The following is a 22523-nucleotide window of genomic DNA, read 5'->3' as shown; positions in this document are numbered from 1 at the left end:
TTTGAGCGGCTCAAATACCACCAACGGCACCTATTAATTGCGCTTTTTAGCCAAATAAAGGCTGTGGTAAATAGCATCAAATTATCGGCGTAGCCTATGATTTAGAACAAATTTTATTTTGATTAAGCGCAATATAATATGGCGCAGGTTTATCATGATAAGGTTTGACTATGGAAACACAATGCGAACAAAGTGCGGAACACCAGCGTGAAGTCACTCGGCTGTGTGTTCAGGTCGCTTTAATGCTGCTACAACACGGCGCGGAAAGCACGGTGGTAGTGCAAATGGCGCATCGCTTGGGGTTGGCGCTGGGGATGGACAGTGTGGAATGTGCGCTGACGCCGAATGCGATTATTCTGACCACGTTATATCAAGGACATTGTATTACGACCGCACGCAAAAATACGGACAAAGGCATTAATATGCAGGTGGTGACCGAGGTGCAGCGTATCGTGATTATCGCCGAACACAAAGTTTACGGCATTGATCAGGTGCGGGAGCGCTTAGCGCGTATTAAACCACTGAAATATCAGCGTTATTTCGTAGTGCTGATGATAGGTCTGTCTTGTGCCAGCTTCGCCCATTTGTCCGGCGGCGATGCGGTGATTGCGCTGATTACCTTTTTCGCTTCGGCCACCGCCATGTACGTGCGCCAAAGCCTCGCTCAGCGCCATTATAACCCTTTAATCGTATTCTCGATTACCGCGTTCGTCGCCTCAATTATCGCCGGTATGGCGCTAAAATACGATCTCGGCAATGATCCGCAAATCGCACTGGCATCCAGTGTATTGCTGCTGGTGCCCGGATTTCCGCTGATCAATTCGCTGGCGGATATTCTGAAAGGACACGTCAATATGGGACTGGGGCGCTGGACTATCGCCACAATTCTGACTTTCGGCGCCTGCTTAGGCATTGTGTTCGCCCTGAGTCTACTAAATATCACAAGCTGGGGGCGTTAAAATGATTGAGTTATTATTGCGCTTAGCGGATGACATGTTTTTCGCGGCCATTCCGGCAGTTGGTTTCGCGTTGGTGTTTAACGTGCCGCCAAAAGCCCTGAAATACTGCGCGGTTCTGGGTGCCTTAGGTCACGGACTGCGCACGTTGCTGGTGCATTTCGATATGCCGCCGGTATTCGCCACCTTTGCCGGCGCCAGCTTAATCGGTTTTATCGGCGTACAGCTGTCGCACCGTTATCTGGCACATCCTAAAGTGTTCACCGTCGCGGCGATTATTCCGATGATTCCGGGAGTTTACGCCTATAAAGCAATGATCGCGATCGTACAGATTCATCACTATGGTTTTTCCGATCTGCTGTTCACCCAGATGATCGATTATTTTATTAAAACTGGTTTTATTTTAGGCGCAATTGTTTTCGGTTTGGCATTGCCGGGATTATTATTCTATCGTCAGAAACCTGTGGTATAGTAACGGCTCATTATTACAGACAGAGAAACATCATGACGTTAAGCCTAATTGTCGCCATGACCCGCAACCGCGTTATCGGCAAAGAAAACCAAATGCCTTGGCACCTACCGGCGGATCTTGCCTGGTTCCGCCGCCATACCACGGGCAAACCAATCATTATGGGGCGCAAAACCTTTGAAAGCATCGGGCGTCCGTTGCCAAAGCGTATTAATATCGTACTGTCCCGCACGCCTTATCACACAGAAGGCGTTATCTGGAAAAACAGCCTTGAAAGTGCGGTGGATTTTGTTCAGGATTCACCAGAAATTATGCTCATCGGCGGCGGCGAACTGTTTCGGCAATATTTACCTCACGCCGATAAATTATATCTGACCGAAATCCAAGCCGAACTGGAAGGTGATACCTACTTCCCCGCGCTACATTGGCAAGACTGGCACATAGAATCGGAAGAATACCGCCAAGCCGATCAAGACAACCCTTACGCTTGTCGATTTCTGGTGCTGACACGCAAGAAATAGTCTTGCGGGCGTCTGCCCGCAGTCTCAAAAACGCTTTTCCAGTGTAATAAAGATGGCTTTATTGGTGCGTGAATAAAAATCCGGAATATTACTGTCAATATGTTGCCATTTTAAATTCAACTTCGGCAAAATGCCTTTCCAGCTGATTTTTTCATGCCATAGAGAGGCAATCGCCTGATGTTCCTTATCCCGTCGCTTATAACCGTACAGATAATGTTTGCCCTCAAAATGCCGATCCGTATAACGCAGCGTCAGCTGCCCACCCCACCAAGGTGCTTGATAAACCATTATTAAAATGCTAAACGAATTTCAAAAATAACGAATTCAGTGAAATGATAGCGTTAATAAATATCATTTTACTCTTGTTTGATTTTTTTATTTTATTTCTTTTGACATTTCGGACAGAAAAAGCTGTTGCGCTGTCCGATAATTAAACTTTCGATTTTTGTACCGCACTTTGGACAAGGCTGATCTTTATGCCCGTAAACTAGCAATTTCTGCGCAAAATATCCCGGTCGACCGTCTGGCTGTAAGAAATCTTTTAAGGTGGTGCCGCCTTGCGCAATGGCGGTGGTCAGCACCTGTTTGATGGTATCCGCCAGTAATTCGCATTGGGCTTTGGTTAATTTTCCGGCGGGCTTTTGCGGATGTATGCCACACAAAAATAGGGTTTCATTGGCATAAATATTGCCGACGCCAACAACCACGGCGTTATCCATTAAAAAGGTCTTAAGTGCGGTCGTTTTTTTGCGAGATTTTTTAAACAGATAATCCCCATTAAATTCTTCGCCGAGCGGTTCGGGACCGAGTTTCAAAAACAAATGAAAATCCGCCAGCTTTTCCGTCCACAACCAGGCGCCGAAGCGACGCGGATCGTTATAACGCAGCAGTTTGCCGTTATTCATGACAATATCCAGATGATCATGTTTATCTACCGGGCTGTTATGCGGCACAATTCGCACTGAGCCAGACATACCGAGATGCCCGATAATATAGCCTTGCGCGGTGTGAATAATCAGATATTTGGCACGGCGTGAAAGTGCGGTGACTTTTTGCCCGGAAAGCGTCAACAGTTGCGGGCTGACCGGCCAACGCAGCTTTGCTTGGCGTACAACAATTTTTTCAATAACAAAACCGTCGAGATAAGGACGCACGCCATTAAGCGCAGTTTCAACTTCTGGAAGTTCGGGCATAGTTTCTCTTACTCAATTCAACAAAAGTGAGCGCATTATAACGCATCCCAAGATGCTTGTTCAGCGATTTTCAGACAATAAAAAACCCGAACGCGTCGGGTTTTTTAAATTGCTGAAAGCTAAATTATTTGATTTTAGCTTCTTTATACACAACGTGTTTACGTACAACCGGATCAAATTTTTTGATTTCCATTTTTTCCGGCATGTTGCGTTTGTTTTTTGTCGTTGTATAGAAATGACCGGTTTCAGCAGTTGAAACTAAACGGATTTTTTCACGAGCACCTTTAGCTGCCATGTTTTAGCTCCTTAGATTTTCTCGCCACGAGCACGGATTTCAGCTAACACTGCATCAATGCCTTTTTTATCAATAATACGCATACCTTTCGCCGTTAAGCGCAAAGTTACGAAACGGTTTTCACTCTCAACCCAGAAACGGTGAGTGTGTAAGTTAGGTAGAAAACGACGACGTGTCGCGTTCAACGCGTGTGAGCGGTTGTTACCGACTGCCGGACGCTTGCCTGTGACTTGACAGACTCTAGACATACTAATCTCCAATAAATCAAATATAAGCTCGAGCTTAGGGTTCGGATTACCTCGAAATCATGGGATTTCGACAGCTACCTCGTCAGGCCGCGATAACCGACCCGTACTATATTAAAGGTGGCAAATTATACTCACTTTATTCATGATTCTCAAGTTAAAATACGCCGTTGCGTTAAATAAATGGCAAAAATTTGCCCAAAAGCATTGCAAGATCAGAAAAGGATCTCAGATCCAGCCGTTTTCGGAAAAGGAAAAATAACCGCCTTTGCCAATTACAAAATGATCCAGCACCCGAATTTCCACCAATTCCGCCGCCTGCTTAATGGTTTCGGTAATTTTACGATCCGAGGCACTGGGTTCCGCCACGCCGGAAGGATGATTGTGCGCCAAAATCAACGCCGCGGCATTGCAAGCCAATGCGCCCTTGATAATTTCGCGCGGATAAACCGCGGCGCTGTTAATTGTGCCTAGAAACATTTCTTCTTTTTTTAGCAAACGATGCTGATTATCCAAAAACAGTACGATAAACACTTCCCGTTCTTTATGTTCCAGTTCCGCCTGCAAGTAAGTGCGCACCAATGCCGGCGTGGTAAAGGCATGCTGGCTTTCCAATTGCTGAGATAAATAACGCTTGGTCATTTCGGTGCAAGCGCGCAACTGAATAAACTGGGTAATCCCCAAGCCCTTTACCGCACAAAAGTGCTGTCGCTCGGCACTGATTAACCCACGCAAAGACCCGAAATGCACCAACACGTTGTGCGATAACTGCATCACCGGACAATGTTTAATTCCGGTTCGCAGGAAAATTGCCAGCAATTCTGCATCATCCAATGCCTCGGCACCAAAACGCAGCAGTTTTTCGCGCGGCATTAATTCCTTCATCATTATTCCCTCAAGTGCAGCAAAGGCTTTACTGTGGCGGAAAGCCTGCTGCGCGGACAGATTTTCGGTTTAATTTTGCGCGACGGATCGCAAAATAAATTTTTTCTTAATAAAAATTACAGTAAAATGAACCGCACTTTTTTATTGTGATTAAGGGCTAACAATGCAACATCTTCAGGGAAAACGGATTGTAGTCGGCATTACCGGCGGTATTGCCGCTTATAAAACCATTGAACTGATCCGTCTGCTGCGCAAAAGCGACGCCGAGGTCCGCGTAGTGCTGACTGCCGCCGCGGCACAGTTCGTTACACCACTGACTTTGCAGGCAATTTCCGGCAACGCGGTGGCGCAATCGCTGTTGGATCCGCAGGCAGAACTGGCAATGGGGCACATTGAGCTGGCAAAATGGGCGGATATGGTGGTTATCGCGCCGGCAAGCGCGGATTTTATCGCCCGTCTCAACGCGGGAATGGCGAATGATTTGCTTGCCGCGCTCTGCCTTGCTACCGCCGCACCGATTTTGTTGGCGCCGGCCATGAATCAGCAAATGTTCCGCCAGCCGGTCACGCAGCAGAATTTACGTCACTTGACCGAACGCGGCGTACATACCGTAGGGCCGAACAGTGGCGAACAAGCCTGCGGCGATGTAGGATTCGGGCGCATGTCAGAACCGGTGGAAATTTATACCGCACTTTGTGAACGGCTCGCCGCCCGCCAGGATTTAGCCGGTCTGAATGTCGCCATTACCGCCGGACCGACCCGCGAAGCTATTGATCCGGTGCGCTATATCAGCAATCACAGTTCCGGCAAAATGGGCTTTGCGATTGCCGAAGCCTTTGCCGCGCGTGGGGCAAATGTCACCCTGATTGCCGGTCCGGTCAATCTGGCGACGCCGGCAAATGTTAAACGCATCGATGTCACTTCCGCCCAGGAAATGTGGCAAGTTGCGCTGGAAAGTGCGGTCAAAAATCACATTTTTATCGGTTGCGCGGCCGTCGCCGATTATCGCGTGGCCGAGGTCGCCACACAAAAAATCAAGAAATCCGCCGACGATATGTCGCTGACGCTGATCAAAAATCCCGACATTATTGCCGATGTCGGACATTTGGCACAACACCGCCCGTTTGTAGTCGGTTTTGCCGCGGAAACCCAGAACATCGCGCAATATGCCAAAGACAAGCTGTTGCGCAAAAATCTGGATTTGATCTGTGCCAACGATGTGTCTAACGGACAAGGGTTCAATGCCGATCAAAATGCGTTGCATTTATACTGGCGCCAAGGCGACGGCGCACTTCCTTTTACCGACAAGAAAACGCTGGCGCGGCTGCTGGCAGACAATATACTCAAACATTTTAACGCCTCGGCACAACATAACTTGAAGGAACACTATGAAAAAAATTGATGTCAAAATTCTCGATCCGCGCCTAGGAACGGACTTCCCCTTGCCGACTTACGCCACCCAAGGCTCTGCCGGTTTGGATTTACGCGCATTGATGCCGGAACCCCGCACGATTCAACCGGGCGAAACGCAACTCATTCCGACCGGATTGTCGATTTATATTGCCGATCCGAATTTAGCGGCAGTCATTCTGCCACGTTCCGGCTTGGGCCACAAACACGGCATTGTGCTGGGCAATTTGGTGGGATTGATTGACTCCGATTATCAAGGTCCGTTGATGGTTTCCGTCTGGAATCGCAGCACTCAGCCGTTTAATATTGAAGTGGGCGATCGCATTGCGCAGTTGGTTTTCGTGCCGGTGGTGCAGGCGGAATTTAATCTGGTTAAGGAATTTGCCCAAACCGAACGCGGTGAAGGCGGTTTCGGGCATTCAGGTAAGCAATAATGGATAAACCGGTCAAACGCAGCGTTAAAGAACGTCGCCAGCAGGTTCTCACGGTTCTGACCCACATGCTACATTCGGAACGGGGCATGGAACGGATGACCACCGCACGTCTGGCGCAGGAAGTCGGTGTGTCCGAGGCGGCGCTGTACCGCTATTTTCCGAGTAAAACCGCCATGTTCGAGGCGTTAATCGACAACATCGAAAGCAACCTGCTCAGCCGCATTACGCATTCGATTAAAAACGAAACCAATACCATGCAACGCATACGTGATATTATGCAGATGATTTTGGATTTCGCGCGTAAAAATCCGGGCTTAACCCGCGTGCTGACCGGGCATGCCCTAATGTTTGAGAACGCACATTTGCAAGCGCGGGTGGCACAATTTTTTGACCGTTTGGAGTTACAGTTCGTCAATATTCTGCAAATGCGCAAACTGCGCGAAGGCAAAACCTTTGCCGCCGACGAACGCACGATCGCCGCATATTTGGTGACGTTCTGCGAAGGGCAATTTATGCGCTATGTACGTTCCAACTTTCGCCATAGTCCGAACCAAAGTTTTGATCAGCAATGGAAACTGATCGAAGTGCTATTTGCATAATCCGAATTTTTAGGTAACATTATGATTATTCCCTGGCAGACACTGGAAGAACAAACTTTACGCAATATCGTGGAAAGTTTTGTGCTGCGCGAAGGTACCGATTACGGCGCCGAAGAACTGTCTCTGGCACAGAAAACGCAGAATCTGCTCACGGCGATCCGTCAGGGCGAAGTGGTGATTGTCTGGTCAGAATTACATGAATCCATTGATATTAAAAATAAAATGGAATTTCTTAAGTAACGGAAACACAATATTACGGGGGCTTCAGTGCAAGAACAGCAAGGTCAAACGACACAATCAATGGATCCAACCTTAGAGTGGTTTCTTTCACATTGTCACATTCATAAATATCCGTCGAAAAGCACCTTAATTCATGCCGGCGAGAAAGCGGAAACCCTTTATTATTTAATTAAGGGTTCCGTCGCTGTGTTGGTTAAAGATGAGGACGGCAAAGAAATGATTCTGACTTACCTAAGCCAAGGCGATTTCTTTGGTGAAGCCGGTTTGTTTGAAGAAGGTCAGTCGCGCTCCGCGTGGATAAAAGCGAAAAGCTCCTGTGAAATTGCGGAAATTTCTTACAAAAAATTCCGTCAGTTAATTCAGGTAAATCCTGAAATTCTGATGTATTTGTCCGCCCAACTTGCCCGTCGCCTGCAAAACACCTCCAGACAGGTCAGCAATCTGGCATTTTTAGACGTAACCGGGCGAATTGCACAAACTCTGTTAAATCTCGCCAAAATGCCGGAAGCCATGACACACCCCGACGGCATGCAGATTAAAATTACCCGTCAGGAAATCGGACAAATGGTCGGTTGCTCGCGGGAAACCGTCGGTCGTATTTTGAAAATGCTGGAAGACCAGCACCTGATTTCTGCTCACGGTAAAACCATTGTGGTGTACGGCACCCGATAAATCGGTCGGCGATAAACGTAAAAAGTGCGGTAATTTTTACCGCACTTTTGTCGTTTTAATCCCCGTTCGGCTGTTCGGTCAGCGCCACAAACGCCTCTTCCGTAAGCACCTGCACACCCAGTTCCAATGCTTTGGTTAATTTCGATCCCGCGCTGTCGCCGGCAATCACAAAATCGGTTTTTGCCGACACACTGCCGCTGACTTTGGCGCCCAGTTGCTGTAGCATGGCTTTCGCCTCATTGCGCCCCATTCGGCTTAACGTACCGGTCAACACTACGGTTTTGCCTTTCAGCGGATTTTCCGTAATCGTGCCATGTTCCACCTCGTCCCAATGCACGCCCTGTGCAATCAAGGCATTTACCACCTCCACATTATGCGCTTCGCGCCAGAACACATAAATCCGGTTCGCCACCACCTCGCCCACATCGGCGACTTCGCGCAACTGCGCAATTTCCGCCGCTTTCAACGCATCAAGCCGCTTAAAATGATTCGCCAGATTAAGTGCTGTCGCCTCACCTACATCGCGGATACCCAACGCGAAGATAAAACGCGCCAACGTGGTTTTCTTCGCTTTTTGCAAACTGTTAAGCGCATTTTCAGCGGATTTCGGTCCCATACGATCAAGCCGCATTAAGATGGTCGAATCCAGTTTAAATAAATCCGCCGGTGTGTGAATCAGTTCGCGGTCAACCAACTGTTCAATTAATTTTGCACCGACACCGTCAATGTCCATCGCCCGGCGCGAAACAAAATGCTTTAACGCCTCTTTGCGCTGCGCGGCGCAAATCAGCCCGCCGGTACAACGCGCCACCGCTTCGCCTTCAATACGTACAATCTGCGACCCGCACACCGGACATGCGGTCGGAAACACAATCGGTTCGGCATCGGGCGGGCGGCGTTCATGTAAAACGCCGATAATTTGCGGAATCACATCGCCAGCACGGCGAATCACAACGGTATCACCGATAGCAATATCTAGCCGGGCAATCTCATCGCCGTTATGCAACGTTGCGTTGCTGACCGTCACGCCGGCGACAAATACCGGTTTCAGCTTCGCCACCGGGGTAATCGCGCCGGTGCGCCCCACTTGAAAATCCACCGCATTTAATACAGTCAGCTCTTCTTGCGCCGGAAACTTATAGGCAATCGCCCAACGCGGCGCTTTTGAGATAAAGCCCAATTCCTGCTGTAGCGCGATATCATTGATTTTCAACACCGTACCGTCAATATCATAGCCCAATGTAGTGCGCTTTGCGGCGATAGTGCGGTAGAAATTCAGCGCATTTTCCGCACCGTTACACAGGCGAATTTCAGCGTTGATCGGCATTCCGATCGATTTCAGCCATTGCAAACGCTCAAAATGCGTACCCGGCAGTTCGACGCCCTCGGCAATGCCGATACCGTAAGCATTGAGTACCAGCGGGCGACGGCTGGTGATTTTCGGATCCAACTGGCGCAACGAACCGGCAGCGGCATTACGCGGGTTGGCAAAAGTTTTCTCGCCCTTTGCCAATGCCTCTTCGTTCAGTTTTTCAAATCCCGCCTGCGGCATAAATACCTCGCCGCGCACTTCCAATCGGACGGGCGGCGTATCCGTTAACAATCGCAGCGGAATATTGCGCACCGTGCGAATGTTTGCGGTAATATCTTCTCCCGTGGTACCGTCGCCGCGTGTCGCCGCCTGCACCAGCTGCCCGTCAACATACAAAATGCTCACCGCCAGCCCGTCCAGTTTCGGTTCACAGCAAAATGTCAGCGCTTCAGGCAATAGGCTCAGACGTTCTTCAATCCGCTTGACGAAAGCATAAAATTCCGCATCGGAAAAAGCATTATCCAGCGACAGCATGGGAATTTCATGGGTAATTTGGGCGAACCCGGACAAGGGTTTGGCACCGACTCGCTGGGTTGGCGAATTGGCGTCGGCAAATTCGGGATGCGCCTGTTCCAGCGCTTTCAGTTGATGAAATAAACGGTCATATTCCGCATCGGGAATCACCGGATTATCCAGCACGTGATACTGATATTCGTGATAACGTAAGCTGTTTCGCAAGGCTTCGATTTGTTGTAAAACCGACTCGGGCATAATACATTCCTTATAAAAAACTGCCGCTATTCGCACCGCACTTTGGGATTGTCGGCGGCGCGCATAACGGATTGCGGCACAAACAGGCAAGGGCTTATTATAGCAATTGAATGGGCGAAGACCTATCGCAGTTTGCGGCAAATAATAATCCGCACCTAAGGCTGCGCCTCAACATGCGGATTATGCGAATTAAAAGTGCGGTGGAAATTTTAACGGTTTTCAGTCTCAAGCGGAAACTCGGTTTAAATACGCTTTTTCCGCTTGTTCGTTGAAAATTTCCTGCTGATCCGTTAATACGAATCCGCCCAATTCTTCAGCAATGGTTTTTGCCGCGCGGATCATCATACGCAGGTTGGCAAGATCATTACCGTGCGACGGCAACTGCATAAACAGGGCGATCCCGACGGTATAAAAATCCGCCATATTATCCACATCAAAGGTTCCCGGCTGCTGAATATTCGCCGCGCTGAATAACACCGGACTGGCGACACTGAGATCCAAATGGCGATGATAAATCTGTTGCCGACCGAAAATAAAACCGAGATCATCTAATACCTGCGCAAGATTGGTGCCGTTAAACTCACGATTTTCCGGCGCCACCACATACAGCATAATAAAGGCATTGTTGTCCTGACGGTTTTGCACCGGCTCACTGTGTTGTACCGGCTCAGGCGCGCGCGCTGACGACACTGTTACGGTTTCGCTCGGCTGCGCGGAAAGTGGCTTTTGCGCCGCTTCGGCTAATTGTTCACGCAACAATACCGACGACGAATTAATTCCTTCATTTTCATCCACGGAAGATTCAATATCCGCAATAGTGCGGTTGCCAAAATTAGTATTTTGCGCATAAACCGGCGGCTCGACGCTCGCATTGACCGGTTCGGGCGAATCCGGCAGGCTGATTTTAATCCGGCTGACCGCCTGTTCCACATTGCGATTTTCCTGCACGGCGGAATACTGCGCTTGATCAAAATCCAAATTCTGTTGGGTCGGCTGAGACGGGCGGGATTCGGTTTGTGCATAATCCGGCACGGGAGTTTGCTGATTTGTAGGCGAGTTCAAGTTTTCCTGCGCCTGACGAATACGGGAATCTTTAGTAAAGGTATTGGCATTTTGGAAATAGCGGGATTTTTCACGGCGGTTTGCCCATAAACCGTGAGCGACTAAAATAATTAACGCGATTACACCTAAAATAATTAAAATCGTATTTAAATCCATTATCTCTTCTCCCATTGCGACTGGCGGGCGAAACATTATAAATTGCGGTTAGCTTACCATATTTTCTTAATCCGATGATATGCAAAAATTGATTTTTTTCACCGCACTTTGGTATTCTTAAACGCCGAATTTACTCAGGAAACTTATTATGTTACAAACAACCGAATTCAAGCAGGGATTCCATTATTTTGTGCTGGGCTGGCACCTAATTACCCAGCAAGGGCTGCGGCGTTTTGTGATTATGCCGATTTTACTCAATATCTTGCTGTTAGGCGGATTATTCTGGCTTTTTCTGACGCAAATGGAAACGCTGATCGACGGCATCATCGGCTATATTCCAGACTGGCTGAGCTGGCTTGGCGCGGTCTTGCTGGCGTTATCCATCTTTATGGTGCTGATTTTGTTTTATTTTATTTTTACTACCTTGTCGGGTTTTATCGCCGCGCCGTTTAACGGTCTGCTGGCGGAAAAAGTCGAAAAAATGCTGACCGGAGAAAATCTGGTAGAAATGAATATGCTGGATTTTATCAAAGACATTCCGCGTATGCTGGGGCGCGAATGGCAGAAACTGATTTATAGCCTGCCTAAACTAATCGTGCTGTTTCTGCTCAGTTTTATCCCGCTTATCGGGCAAACGCTGATTCCGCTGCTGACCTTTTTATTCAGCGCATGGATGATGGCGATTCAATACTGCGATTATCCCTTTGATAACCACAAAATTCCGTTTTCCGTTATGCGCGAGGCACTGAGCAGCAAACAAACGTTGAGCATTACATTCGGCACTTTCGTCACGCTCTGTACGTTAGTGCCGGGTATCAATCTGGTGATTATTCCAGTGGCGGTGTGTGGTGCGACCGCCATGTGGACGGAACAATATCGCGCCCAGTTACTGCATACGGGTAACAACGGTAAAAGTCACAGCGCTTTTCCGACCGCCTCGGGCGCATCTGATTCGATGTCGGTTAAATAGCATTTGGTTATAAAATATAGCGAATAACTATTTTTTGATTATTAAGCCTTATGCTAAAAATAACATCCACCTAATACAAAAAACCAAAAGGGGAGAAAACATGACAATCTATGCAGACAATTCTTATGCTATCGGTAACACACCGTTAGTCCGTTTAAAACACTTTGGTCAGAACGGTAATGTTGTGGCAAAAATTGAAGGTCGTAATCCGAGTTTCAGTGTTAAATGCCGTATCGGCGCCAACATGATCTGGCAGGCAGAAAAAGACGGTACGCTCACTAAAAATAAAGAAATCGTCGATGCCACCAGCGGTAACACCGGTATTGCACTCGCTTATGTTGCCGCCGCTCGCGGTTATAAAATCACACTAACTATGCCGGAAACCATGAGCCTTGAACGGAAACGCTTACTACGCGGTTTAGGCGTGAATCTCGTGCTGACCGAAGGCGCGAAAGGCATGAAAGGCGCCATTGCCAAAGCGGAAGAAATCGTAGCCTCCGATCCAAGCCGTTATATTATGCTAAAACAGTTTGAAAATCCGGCTAACCCGGCGATTCATCAGGAAACCACCGGTCCAGAAATCTGGCAAGGTACCGACGGCAAAGTAGATGTCGTTGTCGCTGGCGTAGGTACCGGCGGTACCATTACCGGAATCAGTCGCTATATCAAACAGGATCAAGGCAAAAAAATTATCTCTGTTGCAGTAGAACCGGAAGAATCACCGGTTATCACGCAAACCTTGGCTGGTGAAGAAGTGAAACCAGGTCCGCACAAAATTCAAGGTATCGGCGCAGGATTTATCCCTAAAAATTTGGATTTATCGTTAATCGACCGAGTTGAACGCGTTAACAGCGACACAGCCATTGCCACAGCGCGTCGATTAATGGCAGAAGAAGGTATTCTGGCGGGAATTTCCTCCGGTGCGGCGGTGGCTGCGGCGGATCGTCTGGCCAAACTGCCTGAATTTGCGGATAAATTAATTGTCGTTATTTTGCCTTCCGCAGCGGAACGCTACTTAAGTACCGCGTTATTTGAAGGCATTGAGGGCTAATGATTTTCCCCTTTACGGTTAGCTTTCCGAGGTGGAACTAACCGTCTTTTTATTCAGTCGAAAAGTGCGGTGCGTTTTGTGAAAGTTTTCGCAAAGTCGAAAACACAGCCAAGAAATACCGCACTTTTCTATATTTATCCGCCGTTGATTTGCTTTAACATTATGACGGGTTATTCGTTATCTTTCGGATATCAGTGGAATGATTCGATAAATGCCTCTTATTTCAAACAGTAAACCGTCCCGTTCACTGCAATTTTTCTGTATAATGCAAAACTTTATTGCACCTCAACCCTTAACGATATTATGAACACAAATCTCATCACTATTACTCTATCGCTTTCCCTGTCGAGCGTAGCCGTTGCACAAGATGCGCAAACGGAACTCGCCCCAATAAACGTTTACTCCGCCTATGCCGCACCGGTCAATCAAGACAAAACAGCTTCGTCGGTTACCGTACTCACTGAAAAAGATTTCGCCGAACGTAACGCCGTTTATGTCGCCGATGTGTTGAAAACAGTACCGAGTGTCGCGATTTCTTCCAGCGGCGGACGCGGTACGTTAACCAATTTTTATCTGCGTGGCGCAGACGCAAACCACAGCGCCGTGATTATTGACGGCGTAAAAGTCAATCCGGTGACAGGCTACGGTTTTGATTTTGGCGGTTTGTCATTAAGCAACATTGAACGTATTGAAGTGCTACGTGGCGAACAATCGGCACTTTGGGGCAGCGACGCAATGGGTGGCGTGATTTACATCACCACTAAAAGTGGCTTATACAAAGACAAAGCCTTTAACGTCGATTTCGATTTAGGCACAGGTTCAAACCGCACGCGTGATGCCTCTGTCACTCTTTCAGGACACAACAACGGTTTCTATTATGCTGTTCACGGCGACAGCCACCGCACGGCGGGCATTTCTGCGTTAAGTAAAAATACTTTTCGTTATACCGGCGAAGATGGTACGCAAGTCAGCACAGGTGGCGCAAAAGAAAAAGATAAATTTCACCGTGATAATGCCTCTTTAAAAGTCGGTTATGACGACAGCCAAAAAGGGATTGAATTACTGGCATCACACTTCTCCCAAACTGCAAACTACGATGATTCATTAAATAATGAAGCCAACAACCGCACTCGTACACGTGAAACCACGTTTCGTTTAGGCGGTTATGTAGGCAGCGACAACGATTTATTCAAACACAAAGCCAGCATCAGCCACACCAAAGCAGACAGCGACACGTTCAGCTCGTGGGCAAGCGATTATGATGCGAAAAAACTCAACGCAAATTATCAATTAGACATCAACTTTGACCGCGAAGGCTATGTAACCCAAGCGTTCTCTGTGTTAGGCGAATACCAAAAATCCACCTATAATTCCAGTGCGTACTTCCCGCGTCACGACAAAGTCTTGAAAGAGAAAAGTGCGGCAGGCGAATACCGTTTATTTACCGAAGACGATCACAGCTTATCGGTCAGCGGTCGTTTCACAGACAGCTCGGAATACCAAAATGCCTTCACAGGGCGTATTGCCGGGGCTTATCGTTTATCGCCAAACGTCAAAGCACATGCGAGTTTCGGCACCGCAATCCAAAACCCAACGATTACCGAATACTTCGGTTATGACGGTAAGTACATTGGTAATCCAAATTTAAAAGCAGAAAAAAGCAAAGGCGGTGACGTGGGCTTGTTATTTGAAAGCAATGACAAGCGCCATAGCTTGGATGTGACTTATTTCGCGCGCAATGTGAAAAACTTTATCAGCAGTGAAATGGTTGACGCGACAAACTTTATCTCTCGCGCGATCAACCTTGACGGCACCACCAAAATCAAAGGGGTAGAATTGGCTTACAACGGCAAATTCAGCGAAAACCTCACCGGTTTTGCGAATTACACCTACACACGCGGTAAAGACAGCAAAGGCGTTGAGCTGGTTCGCCGTCCAAAACATTTGGCGAATGTGGGCTTAGCTTACCAAGTCACCCCAGAATTTGGCACGCACGCAAGTCTTTCTTATGTTGGTAAACGCAAAGACAGTTATTTTGATAACATCACTTATGCTTCAACGCGGGTCAAAATGCCGTCTTACACCTTGCTTAACCTCGGTGTGGACTATACACTCAATAAAAACGTCACGCTTTATGCCAACCTCAACAATCTTTTCGACAAAAAATATGAAAACATTGTTGGTTACGGGCAAGACGGGCGCAACGTTTACGTTGGGTTAAAAGGCAGCTTCTAATAGCTCGATCAAATGTAGGGACGCGACGCTCGCGTCCGAAATCTCTCTTGCCCCTCTTTACAAAAGAGAGGGGGGGCGGACGCCAGCATGGCGTCCCTACAAATTCGAACATTTATCTCAAAAATGCAAAAAACTCTCTTTTTCCTCACCGCACTTTTACTCGGCATTGCCCCTTTTTCTCGTGCCGAACAATTCGTCTCGCTCACAATGTGCAGCGACCGTTTATTGCTTGAACTTGCTCGCCCTGAACAAATTGCGGCAATGTCGCCTTTTTCCGTTAAACCGTCGGCGATGTTGAATAAAATCAACCACGACAAACCTATTCTCAAACCGCAATTAAGCGAACTGTTGCCCTATTTGCACAAGACCATTCTGATTAACGAAAGGTTCTACCCCGAACTGACCGAACAGCTCAAAAAGCTCAAGGTTAAAATCATACCAATCAATGACAGCCCACAAACGCCCGACGAGCTTTTTGAGCTGATATTAAATTTAGGCAACATTACCCAAAACGACGCACACGCCAAGCAGCTGGTAGACACATTAAAATCGCAAAACAGTAAGCTAAATCAATCGCTTACCGATACCTTGATATTAACTGAAACAGGCGTAGCGGAAATGCGTTTTCCACAATACCAAATTTTACTCAATTTGCTCGGCTTAACACCGCTCAAAACCACGCTGACACCGCAAAATTTCTCGCTGGAAAAAGTCCTTTTAGCCGAGCCGAATGTGCTGATAACACTTGTCGATCAGCGAAGCTATAATGAACAAGCGGAACTGCTGCGACATCCCATTTTGCAAAAACACTTTAACAATCGACCGCACATAACGCTTCCGCTAAAATACACTTATTGTTTCGACCACGGCGTATGGCAAGGGGCGGAGCTAATTTATCAACAACTAAAATAATATGAACAAAACCAATCAATTAAACCTTATTCTCGGCACACTCATTTTCGCTATTATCGGTATATCAAGCTGTGCCAACCTTGCGAATTTTGCCGAGCTTAAAAACGCCAACGGTATTCTTACCGATATGCGAACGCTGGTGTTATGGGATATTCGCCTGCCGCGGCTGTTACTTGCAGTGCTGACCGGTGCTTGTTTGGCATTGGCGGGCAATGCGATGCAGGGCGTATTTCAAAATCCGTTGGCAAGTCCGGGGTTGCTGGGCAGTGCGAACGGAGCAACCATGGCGAGCGTGTTCATTCTTTACTATTTTACTGCGCCTTTTGGTGTATTGCTGCTTGGTGGCGTGCTGGGAGCCTTGGTGAGTTTCTTGTTGGTCTATTTAATCGCCAAAAATCACGGCACGGCAATGATGATTTTAAGCGGTTTGGCGGTGAATATGTTACTCGGCTCAGCTATTGCGTTGCTGCTTTCCAACGCTGACAGCCCGTGGGCACTGGCGGAACTATACCGCTGGCTGCAAGGCTCACTGGTTTGGGCAAAAATGGAGACGCTTTTGCTCTCGCTGCCCTTTATTGTGCTCGGCGTTTTTTGTTTGTATGCACAACGTCGCTATCTTGATTTGCTCCCCTTCGGCGAAGAAACCGCCGCTACCATGGGCGTCGATCTCAAACGCAGCTTTTTTATTGTGAGTTTCGGCGTGGCATTACTCGTCGGCGCAACCATTCCGCAAACAGGTTCCATCGGGTTTATCGGCTTGATCGCCCCACATTTGGCACGTATTTTGCTGAAAAAACGTCCGTCGCAACTTTATGTAACCAGCGCTTTATTTGGCGCTTTGTTACTGCTCGTGGCGGATTTAGCCATTTTGCACCTGCCGTTCTTCTCAAACATTTATCTCGGCACGCTCACCGCCATTCTAGGCGCACCGTTTTTGATTTGGATTTTGCTCACCCAACGGAGAAGCTACCATGATTAAGATTGAACATCTTACGCTCACCTATGGCTTGACCGACGTCAGCTTCCACATTCCACAAGGGAAATTGGTGGGCATCATGGGCGCAAACGGAGCGGGAAAATCCACATTGTTAAAAGCCATTGCGGGCATTTTGTCGCCGACAAGCGGTCAAATTGTGCTGGGAAATGACGAACTAAGCACACTTTCCGCCCGACAAAAAAGCCGAGAAATCGCCTATCTCGCGCAAAATCAACAGATTTTTTGGAATTTAACGGTTTATGATGTGATCGCGCTCGGCTTGCCTTTTCCCCATAAAAATACCGATGAGCAAGCAAAAGTGCGGTCGGTTTCTGAACAGTTTTCTATTATGCATTTGCTTGAAAAACCGTTCCAACAACTTTCAGGCGGTGAAAAAACACGAGTACAACTCGCCCGTTGCGGCATTAAAAACAGCCCGATTTTACTCGCCGACGAACCCATCGCCCCGCTTGATCCGTATTATCAACTCGATATTATGGAACAGCTTAAATCGCTTACGCCCGAAAAAACCTGTGTAGTGGTGATTCATCATCTTTCCTTGGCATATCGCTTTTGCGATGAAGTGATTTTATTGGAAAAAGGAAAAATTCTAGCCGCTGGAGAGACGGAAAAGGTATTAACACAGAAAAATTTAGGCAAAGCCTTCCGTATTTGCGCCCAAATTAATACGAAAGAAAAAGAAATTTACCAAATTGAAAAGTTAGAAAAATAATGCCTCAATTGAGGCATTTTGCAAAATAAAAAACTCAATTGATTGTAATAAATTAAGCCTCTCGACATTCCAACCAAGGCACTTTGACACCGTTATAATTTTTATAATAAATCGAACGATGTTCCCGCGCGATTAAATCAATATAACTACCTTCAATTGGATTATAAGAGCGATAAATCACTTCAAATTTTGAACCGCGCGCATTTAACGCTTTATTTTCAATATGATCAAACGGCTGAACAGTACCGCCATCAAGTTGAAAATAAAAACCGAAATTATCTTTTAAACGACTTTCACGAGAAAGCGGGAAATAACTCATTAACGAAGTATATAATCCGGTCCCCGCATTATAACAAGAATAAAAATAGCGCTTATAGTTTACAGGATTATATAATTCCGCCTGACTAATATTATCCTTTAAATAACCTTTCTTGATTTCTGCTTTTTTAGTTGAAGTACTCGTGCAAGAAAATAGTACGACGAGAGACAAAGCGAATAACATAAACTTAAATTTGTTCATATAAAATACCGAGTAAGTGATAGCAAAAACTTTAAGTTGCGTATCATAGCTTAATTAATGAATCAGTTCTAGATATACTCTATTTTATATTGCCATTAGATTTGATCCAGTATACCGTTCAAGCTAAAACAAACTCTGTTGCCCCGTTAAAAATTCAGGGGACGGTTTTATCTTAACACCATATTCTTTCAAAGAATTTTTCAGGCTTTCAATATTATAGAAAGCATGGCTTTTGGTGGTGTTTTGAAAATAAAGATAAAGCCTGTCAAATTCGTTTTTTCGTTGGTTGAGCAAAGCCGCCAGCCGCTGTAATTCTATTTCGCTATAACGATAATCATGCCGTTCTTTGGCAGATTGCGCTTTCCACCAATTTGGGTTACGACCGTGCAATCGCAAATAAGCGGTGCGTTGGTTGGCGTAGAATTGAAAACTCGGCAAGCCGATATTTTGCGGATAATCCACATTGCACCAAATCAGATTTTCCTTGCCGTGAAAATAATCCAACACCGATTGTGTATGCCAACTGGCGTGGCGGAACTCAATGGCGAGGGGATAATCGTGAAACCACGATACCAATTCCGCAAGATAATAGCGGTTCGCGTGCGTGCGTTCAAAACTGCTAGGAAATTGCACAAGTAAATTCGCCAAGCAACTCTGTTCTTGCAAGGGTTGCAAAGCGTGTAAAAAGTCATCGGCTTGCGCTTTGGTTGCAGTGCGAATGTGGCTAAAATCTTGGTGGAGTTTGACCGAAAATTGCAATCTGCCTTCTGCTTTTTCCACCATTCCCTGCAACGCTTTTGCTCCAATCGGAGCGTGAAAAGTGCTGTTAATTTCAACGGTGTCGTAAAACTGGCTATAAATCGACAAAAAATCGGATTTATCTGTGCCAAAGGGGTAAAGCGTGCCGACTAAATCTGTGTCGCTGTATCCGCCAGTGCCGATGTGGATGTGGGGTGTTTGCATTGTTTTTATATGCCCTATTTTCATTTAGAATATTCCGAATAACTCAAAATTGGATATGATATTTTCGTAGGGGCGGGGTTTATCCCCGCCCCAAAATTACGAATAAAATCTATCCAAATGCCATTGTAATGGATTATTCTCAATATATTCCCAAATTCTTAAAAAATCTTCATCATTGCGAATAATGTGTTCATAAAAACTTCGTTGCCACAATGGCTCATAAACCTGTGTTTTCATTTTGTCTCTATATTTTTTTGCGGTTATTCCTTTAAATTGCCTGATCAAATCAGAAAGTAAAACATTATCTTGATTAAACCAAATAAAATGTAAATGATTAGGCATAATAACATAATGTGAAAATTCACTTTTGGGATAATCATTTAGTAACGATTTTAATGTTTCCTCAATCATTATGCCCAAGTCATTTAATTGCATTTTCCCATTAAGAATATTACCAAAAAGGCATTGCCTATTTTTGGTACAAATCGTCACAAAATAACAGCCATATTGAGAATAATCGTAATGGGGTAATCGCATATTATTTCGGCGGCGGTGAGTGATCACTCTTATATCCTTATGGTATTGACATGGGCGGGGATAAACCCCGCCCCTACGAATGGTATTTGCAAATTCCTACAAAAAATAGACTGCTTGTTAGATAATTATAGGCATAAACCCTAGATTAGAAGGTGCTTAAATGTTTGCCTTTTGGTAAATCGATACTCGGCACACGACGACATTTACGCGGTTTATCTTGGTTGTATTGGGCAGACACAATCTCATTGTCTTTTAGCGAAATATTTAATGTCTGAGCTTCGTCAGTCACCACCAAGAGATTGTTTTCAAAGTGATAATTTTTCCATTACTGAAGCAGAAACACCGACGGCAAATGTGGCAGTCGCTAACCATTTAAATGTTTTCATTTGGTTTTCCTTCTATAAAACGTTAGCTTATTTTACAAGGAGAGCAGAATTTCGCAATAAAGTGCGGTCGGATTTTGGTTATTTTGGGAAATGTGACCATTTTCCTTAAAACAAACTCTGTATCCCACTTAAAAACTTAGGAGATCAACTTAGCACAAAACTCTATTTTTAAGATTCTCCTAGTCACGATTGTAATTAAAATGATTTATTATATTGTTTATTTCTGAGAAAACTATAGAAAAATTTGTAAAATCAAATCTTTCATACTCTTCAAGCACTATTTTTGAAAACTCATTCTTAGATAACTCTTTCCCTTGAAAGCTAACCCTCTCATTTGAGACTGCAATTTTCTCACCATCAAAAGATATAAGATTTTCGATACAAACCTTATTATCTTTTTTAAAATCTTCACCATCCCCAAACTTATTTAATAGAAGAATATAAATATTTCGTTTTATTTGAGAAAACCGTTTTCCTTCTGAAAAATTTTTCTTTAAAAGATTTTTAACTTTATCTAAACCATCATCATAATCAAGAATAAAGATTACAGGAGACTTCGGCTTGACATTAATCTTGTGAAAATCAACAAAATTATTATCATTATATACATATTTAAAAAAAGCATTTATTGGAGCAGTCCCCCCAGTAAGCCCAAGTTTATCTAACTCACCATTTTTCTTATGCTTAACAAAGTATAAGTCATTACTTATCAACAGTTTTTTCATTGCAGCCTTGAAATATAAAGCATCTGTTTTCCCTTCCGTAATAATTACTGGTTTATCCATAGATAAAAAATACTTATAAAATAATACATTTCTTAACAACCTTATATTACAATCTGGAATAATTAATCTATCATCTCTTTTTTGAACAAAAGATAACAGGTATTTAGCCTCATCCTTTTCAATATTAAAGGCTTTTTCTATTTTATCCAACCCTATATTTTTAGGTAAAAAGGTTGTATTCTCTTTATATTGAATAATCTTTATAAGATTTTCTTTTATTTTGTTTTGAACTTCAATTCTCACGTCTCTAGGTAATCTAGGATTTAGAACTCTATCTCTATATTTTATTGATATAGAATGATTTAACCTACCAATTAGTTGCTCTATGGTTCCTTGTATTTCATTATTATCTCTATCAAGAATTTTAAACTCTCCCTTACTCAATAGACTATTAACCATAGCTCTAGTGTTTTTTCTATATTTTTTATCGGTATTAAGAAATTCATTTACAATAACTCCAGTAACAACCCTTTTGTGATTTTGATCTGAAAATCTAGTTTTCTTATGGTTAATCTTAAAGCCACAATGATTTATCGCAGAAATTAATTTCTTATTTGCTACCCAAATGCCATCCTTAAAAGTTAATAAATCGGTAGAAAAATTCCTATTAGATGAAAATGTTATATCATCGGCATATCTTGTATAAGTCAATTTATATTTTCTAGCTAATTTCATTAAGCGAGAATCTACTATATTACCGATAAGAGATGCTAAGATCGGTGAAAGTGGAGAACCTTGTGGTAATACTCCTTTGTGTGTCGCTAACTTCGCAATAATCTTAGATGTTTTTTCCGATAATGAAAAATATCTATCATTTTGTAAGAAACCAACAACTCTTCCATAATGAATGGAAGAAAAGAAATTCTCAATATCTATATTTAAAATATATCTTTGCTTTTCATGTTTATAAGCGTTAGATGCTATTGATTTATATTTTTCAAACGCATGATTACCTATTAAGTAAGATGGATTTTTATGCTGTATCTCTATCACGCAATCGTTTATTATCTTGCTAAATTCTTTTTGTAGATACTTTAATCTTGGCTCGGGACACGAAATAGTTCTAATTGAACTATCTGATTTTGGAATAGTAAATTCTTTATATTTATCATTATCGGATAATATATAAAGAATATAAGAGAAATTTTTAGGGCTTATATTTAATGAAAATGATGAAATAATGTCTGCAATAGAATTACAGTTCTTTAATCTAGATAATGCATTCATAAAAAATC

General features: G+C 44.7%; 26 protein-coding genes. 15 read left to right on the top strand and 11 right to left on the bottom strand.

Features of this window, described 5'->3' with window-relative positions; all coding sequences use genetic code 11:
- The first annotated feature begins 170 nt into the window (after positions 1–170).
- From BN3349_RS00325 to folA, 3 genes are read left to right on the top strand one after another with little or no spacing between them, the layout of a single operon-like run.
- Positions 171–959: a threonine/serine exporter family protein gene (locus BN3349_RS00325; protein ID WP_040975338.1), complete on the top strand. Its 789-nt coding sequence runs from the start codon at positions 171–173 to the stop codon at positions 957–959.
- 1 nt (position 960) lies between these two features.
- Positions 961–1428, top strand: a complete 468-nt coding sequence (locus BN3349_RS00320; protein ID WP_040975337.1) for a threonine/serine exporter family protein — start codon at positions 961–963, stop codon at positions 1426–1428.
- A 32-nt stretch (positions 1429–1460) separates the two neighbouring features.
- The gene (gene folA / locus BN3349_RS00315) at positions 1461–1946 is read left to right on the top strand and encodes a type 3 dihydrofolate reductase (protein WP_040975336.1); all 486 of its coding nucleotides are present in this window, start codon (positions 1461–1463) and stop codon (positions 1944–1946) included.
- A 24-nt stretch (positions 1947–1970) separates the two neighbouring features.
- Here the strand turns inward: folA and BN3349_RS00310 are convergent, their stop codons facing one another.
- The 5 genes from BN3349_RS00310 to radC form a co-directional block, all read right to left on the bottom strand.
- Complete coding sequence (locus tag BN3349_RS00310) at positions 1971–2234, bottom strand: surface lipoprotein assembly modifier (RefSeq protein WP_040975335.1); 264 nt, start codon at positions 2232–2234, stop codon at positions 1971–1973.
- A gap of 92 nt (positions 2235–2326) precedes the next feature.
- Positions 2327–3139, bottom strand: a complete 813-nt coding sequence (gene mutM, locus BN3349_RS00305) for a bifunctional DNA-formamidopyrimidine glycosylase/DNA-(apurinic or apyrimidinic site) lyase (RefSeq protein ID WP_040975334.1) — start codon at positions 3137–3139, stop codon at positions 2327–2329.
- Positions 3140–3263: 124 nt separating this feature from the next.
- Positions 3264–3434, bottom strand: a complete 171-nt coding sequence (gene rpmG / locus BN3349_RS00300) for a 50S ribosomal protein L33 (protein WP_005544948.1) — start codon at positions 3432–3434, stop codon at positions 3264–3266.
- Between the two features lie 11 nt (positions 3435–3445).
- Positions 3446–3682 (bottom strand): 50S ribosomal protein L28, encoded by a 237-nt coding sequence (gene rpmB / locus BN3349_RS00295; RefSeq protein WP_005599762.1) that lies wholly within the window; start codon positions 3680–3682, stop codon positions 3446–3448.
- A 225-nt stretch (positions 3683–3907) separates the two neighbouring features.
- Positions 3908–4567, bottom strand: coding sequence for a RadC family protein (radC, locus tag BN3349_RS00290; protein ID WP_040975333.1), 660 nt, complete (start codon positions 4565–4567; stop codon positions 3908–3910).
- Between the two features lie 160 nt (positions 4568–4727).
- Between radC and coaBC the strand changes: the two genes are divergently transcribed.
- Genes coaBC through crp form a run of 5 tightly spaced genes read left to right on the top strand, consistent with a single transcriptional unit; the run spans position 4728 to position 7919 of the window.
- Positions 4728–5966, top strand: coding sequence for a bifunctional phosphopantothenoylcysteine decarboxylase/phosphopantothenate--cysteine ligase CoaBC (gene coaBC / locus BN3349_RS00285; protein ID WP_048736599.1), 1239 nt, complete (start codon positions 4728–4730; stop codon positions 5964–5966).
- The gene (gene dut / locus BN3349_RS00280) at positions 5953–6408 is read left to right on the top strand and encodes a dUTP diphosphatase (RefSeq protein ID WP_040975332.1); all 456 of its coding nucleotides are present in this window, start codon (positions 5953–5955) and stop codon (positions 6406–6408) included. The genes coaBC and dut overlap by 14 nt, the downstream gene beginning before the upstream one ends.
- Positions 6408–7007, top strand: a complete 600-nt coding sequence (slmA, locus tag BN3349_RS00275) for a nucleoid occlusion factor SlmA (RefSeq protein ID WP_040975331.1) — start codon at positions 6408–6410, stop codon at positions 7005–7007. The genes dut and slmA overlap by 1 nt, the downstream gene beginning before the upstream one ends.
- A gap of 21 nt (positions 7008–7028) precedes the next feature.
- Positions 7029–7247: a YheU family protein gene (locus BN3349_RS00270; protein ID WP_040975330.1), complete on the top strand. Its 219-nt coding sequence runs from the start codon at positions 7029–7031 to the stop codon at positions 7245–7247.
- 27 nt (positions 7248–7274) lie between these two features.
- The gene (gene crp / locus BN3349_RS00265) at positions 7275–7919 is read left to right on the top strand and encodes a cAMP-activated global transcriptional regulator CRP (RefSeq protein WP_040975329.1); all 645 of its coding nucleotides are present in this window, start codon (positions 7275–7277) and stop codon (positions 7917–7919) included.
- A 55-nt stretch (positions 7920–7974) separates the two neighbouring features.
- On the opposite strand, the gene ligA is transcribed toward crp, so the two are convergent.
- Positions 7975–10002, bottom strand: coding sequence for an NAD-dependent DNA ligase LigA (ligA, locus tag BN3349_RS00260; RefSeq protein WP_040975328.1), 2028 nt, complete (start codon positions 10000–10002; stop codon positions 7975–7977).
- A gap of 225 nt (positions 10003–10227) precedes the next feature.
- The gene (zipA, locus tag BN3349_RS00255) at positions 10228–11220 is read right to left on the bottom strand and encodes a cell division protein ZipA (RefSeq protein WP_040975327.1); all 993 of its coding nucleotides are present in this window, start codon (positions 11218–11220) and stop codon (positions 10228–10230) included.
- 148 nt (positions 11221–11368) lie between these two features.
- On the opposite strand from zipA, the gene cysZ reads away from it, so the two are divergent.
- The 6 genes from cysZ (at position 11369) to BN3349_RS00225 (ending at position 18097) form a co-directional block, all read left to right on the top strand.
- On the top strand, positions 11369–12190 hold the full coding sequence (gene cysZ / locus BN3349_RS00250; RefSeq protein ID WP_048736596.1) for a sulfate transporter CysZ: 822 nt from the start codon (positions 11369–11371) through the stop codon (positions 12188–12190).
- Between the two features lie 100 nt (positions 12191–12290).
- Positions 12291–13241 (top strand): cysteine synthase A, encoded by a 951-nt coding sequence (cysK, locus tag BN3349_RS00245; RefSeq protein WP_040975326.1) that lies wholly within the window; start codon positions 12291–12293, stop codon positions 13239–13241.
- 303 nt (positions 13242–13544) lie between these two features.
- Positions 13545–15476, top strand: coding sequence for a TonB-dependent receptor plug domain-containing protein (locus BN3349_RS00240; protein ID WP_040975325.1), 1932 nt, complete (start codon positions 13545–13547; stop codon positions 15474–15476).
- Positions 15477–15599: 123 nt separating this feature from the next.
- Complete coding sequence (locus BN3349_RS00235) at positions 15600–16388, top strand: TroA family protein (RefSeq protein WP_040975612.1); 789 nt, start codon at positions 15600–15602, stop codon at positions 16386–16388.
- A gap of 1 nt (position 16389) precedes the next feature.
- On the top strand, positions 16390–17367 hold the full coding sequence (locus BN3349_RS00230) for a FecCD family ABC transporter permease (RefSeq protein ID WP_040975324.1): 978 nt from the start codon (positions 16390–16392) through the stop codon (positions 17365–17367).
- Positions 17360–18097 carry an ABC transporter ATP-binding protein gene (locus BN3349_RS00225; RefSeq protein ID WP_040975323.1) on the top strand — a complete coding sequence of 246 codons (738 nt, stop codon included), beginning with the start codon at positions 17360–17362 and terminating at the stop codon, positions 18095–18097. The genes BN3349_RS00230 and BN3349_RS00225 overlap by 8 nt, the downstream gene beginning before the upstream one ends.
- Before the next feature lie 52 nt (positions 18098–18149).
- On the opposite strand, the gene BN3349_RS00220 is transcribed toward BN3349_RS00225, so the two are convergent.
- The 3 genes from BN3349_RS00220 to BN3349_RS00210 all read right to left on the bottom strand — a co-directional run bounded on the left by BN3349_RS00220 (position 18150) and on the right by BN3349_RS00210 (position 20144).
- Positions 18150–18617, bottom strand: coding sequence for a hypothetical protein (locus BN3349_RS00220; RefSeq protein ID WP_040975322.1), 468 nt, complete (start codon positions 18615–18617; stop codon positions 18150–18152).
- A gap of 123 nt (positions 18618–18740) precedes the next feature.
- Positions 18741–19580 (bottom strand): DUF72 domain-containing protein, encoded by an 840-nt coding sequence (locus BN3349_RS00215; RefSeq protein WP_040975611.1) that lies wholly within the window; start codon positions 19578–19580, stop codon positions 18741–18743.
- A gap of 96 nt (positions 19581–19676) precedes the next feature.
- Positions 19677–20144, bottom strand: a complete 468-nt coding sequence (locus BN3349_RS00210) for an REP-associated tyrosine transposase (protein ID WP_245853690.1) — start codon at positions 20142–20144, stop codon at positions 19677–19679.
- 240 nt (positions 20145–20384) lie between these two features.
- Here BN3349_RS00210 and BN3349_RS11965 point away from each other — a divergent pair, with 240 nt between their 5' ends.
- Positions 20385–20612 (top strand): hypothetical protein, encoded by a 228-nt coding sequence (locus BN3349_RS11965; RefSeq protein WP_143933740.1) that lies wholly within the window; start codon positions 20385–20387, stop codon positions 20610–20612.
- 70 nt (positions 20613–20682) lie between these two features.
- Here BN3349_RS11965 and BN3349_RS00205 read toward each other — a convergent pair whose 3' ends face one another.
- Entirely contained in the window at positions 20683–22515 is a 1833-nt protein-coding gene (locus tag BN3349_RS00205; protein ID WP_048736594.1) for a retron Ec67 family RNA-directed DNA polymerase/endonuclease, read from the bottom strand.
- Positions 22516–22523: the final 8 nt, after the last annotated feature.

It is taken from the genome of Necropsobacter massiliensis (assembly GCF_000827595.2).
Classification (GTDB): Bacteria; Pseudomonadota; Gammaproteobacteria; order Enterobacterales; family Pasteurellaceae; genus Necropsobacter; species Necropsobacter massiliensis.
The sequence above is the reverse complement of the archived record's forward strand: the minus strand, read 5'-3'. Positions and strand labels throughout refer to the sequence as shown.

What these genes read in the sequence shown, in the direction of transcription:
- cysZ (WP_048736596.1), top strand. Translation starts at nt 11,369, where the DNA reads ATGTTACAAACAACCGAATTCAAGCAGGGATTCCATTATTTTGTGCTG.
- BN3349_RS00230 (WP_040975324.1), top strand. Translation starts at nt 16,390, where the DNA reads ATGAACAAAACCAATCAATTAAACCTTATTCTCGGCACACTCATTTTC.
- cysK (WP_040975326.1), top strand. Translation starts at nt 12,291, where the DNA reads ATGACAATCTATGCAGACAATTCTTATGCTATCGGTAACACACCGTTA.
- zipA (WP_040975327.1), bottom strand. Translation starts at nt 11,220, where the DNA reads ATGGATTTAAATACGATTTTAATTATTTTAGGTGTAATCGCGTTAATT.
- BN3349_RS00310 (WP_040975335.1), bottom strand. Translation starts at nt 2,234, where the DNA reads ATGGTTTATCAAGCACCTTGGTGGGGTGGGCAGCTGACGCTGCGTTAT.
- folA (WP_040975336.1), top strand. Translation starts at nt 1,461, where the DNA reads ATGACGTTAAGCCTAATTGTCGCCATGACCCGCAACCGCGTTATCGGC.
- coaBC (WP_048736599.1), top strand. Translation starts at nt 4,728, where the DNA reads ATGCAACATCTTCAGGGAAAACGGATTGTAGTCGGCATTACCGGCGGT.
- BN3349_RS00215 (WP_040975611.1), bottom strand. Translation starts at nt 19,580, where the DNA reads ATGCAAACACCCCACATCCACATCGGCACTGGCGGATACAGCGACACA.
- BN3349_RS00270 (WP_040975330.1), top strand. Translation starts at nt 7,029, where the DNA reads ATGATTATTCCCTGGCAGACACTGGAAGAACAAACTTTACGCAATATC.
- slmA (WP_040975331.1), top strand. Translation starts at nt 6,408, where the DNA reads ATGGATAAACCGGTCAAACGCAGCGTTAAAGAACGTCGCCAGCAGGTT.
- BN3349_RS00205 (WP_048736594.1), bottom strand. Translation starts at nt 22,515, where the DNA reads ATGAATGCATTATCTAGATTAAAGAACTGTAATTCTATTGCAGACATT.
- rpmB (WP_005599762.1), bottom strand. Translation starts at nt 3,682, where the DNA reads ATGTCTAGAGTCTGTCAAGTCACAGGCAAGCGTCCGGCAGTCGGTAAC.
- BN3349_RS00325 (WP_040975338.1), top strand. Translation starts at nt 171, where the DNA reads ATGGAAACACAATGCGAACAAAGTGCGGAACACCAGCGTGAAGTCACT.
- BN3349_RS00225 (WP_040975323.1), top strand. Translation starts at nt 17,360, where the DNA reads ATGATTAAGATTGAACATCTTACGCTCACCTATGGCTTGACCGACGTC.
- BN3349_RS00235 (WP_040975612.1), top strand. Translation starts at nt 15,600, where the DNA reads ATGCAAAAAACTCTCTTTTTCCTCACCGCACTTTTACTCGGCATTGCC.
- mutM (WP_040975334.1), bottom strand. Translation starts at nt 3,139, where the DNA reads ATGCCCGAACTTCCAGAAGTTGAAACTGCGCTTAATGGCGTGCGTCCT.
- BN3349_RS00240 (WP_040975325.1), top strand. Translation starts at nt 13,545, where the DNA reads ATGAACACAAATCTCATCACTATTACTCTATCGCTTTCCCTGTCGAGC.
- BN3349_RS00220 (WP_040975322.1), bottom strand. Translation starts at nt 18,617, where the DNA reads ATGAACAAATTTAAGTTTATGTTATTCGCTTTGTCTCTCGTCGTACTA.
- BN3349_RS11965 (WP_143933740.1), top strand. Translation starts at nt 20,385, where the DNA reads ATGTCTGAGCTTCGTCAGTCACCACCAAGAGATTGTTTTCAAAGTGAT.
- dut (WP_040975332.1), top strand. Translation starts at nt 5,953, where the DNA reads ATGAAAAAAATTGATGTCAAAATTCTCGATCCGCGCCTAGGAACGGAC.
- ligA (WP_040975328.1), bottom strand. Translation starts at nt 10,002, where the DNA reads ATGCCCGAGTCGGTTTTACAACAAATCGAAGCCTTGCGAAACAGCTTA.
- radC (WP_040975333.1), bottom strand. Translation starts at nt 4,567, where the DNA reads ATGATGAAGGAATTAATGCCGCGCGAAAAACTGCTGCGTTTTGGTGCC.
- rpmG (WP_005544948.1), bottom strand. Translation starts at nt 3,434, where the DNA reads ATGGCAGCTAAAGGTGCTCGTGAAAAAATCCGTTTAGTTTCAACTGCT.
- BN3349_RS00320 (WP_040975337.1), top strand. Translation starts at nt 961, where the DNA reads ATGATTGAGTTATTATTGCGCTTAGCGGATGACATGTTTTTCGCGGCC.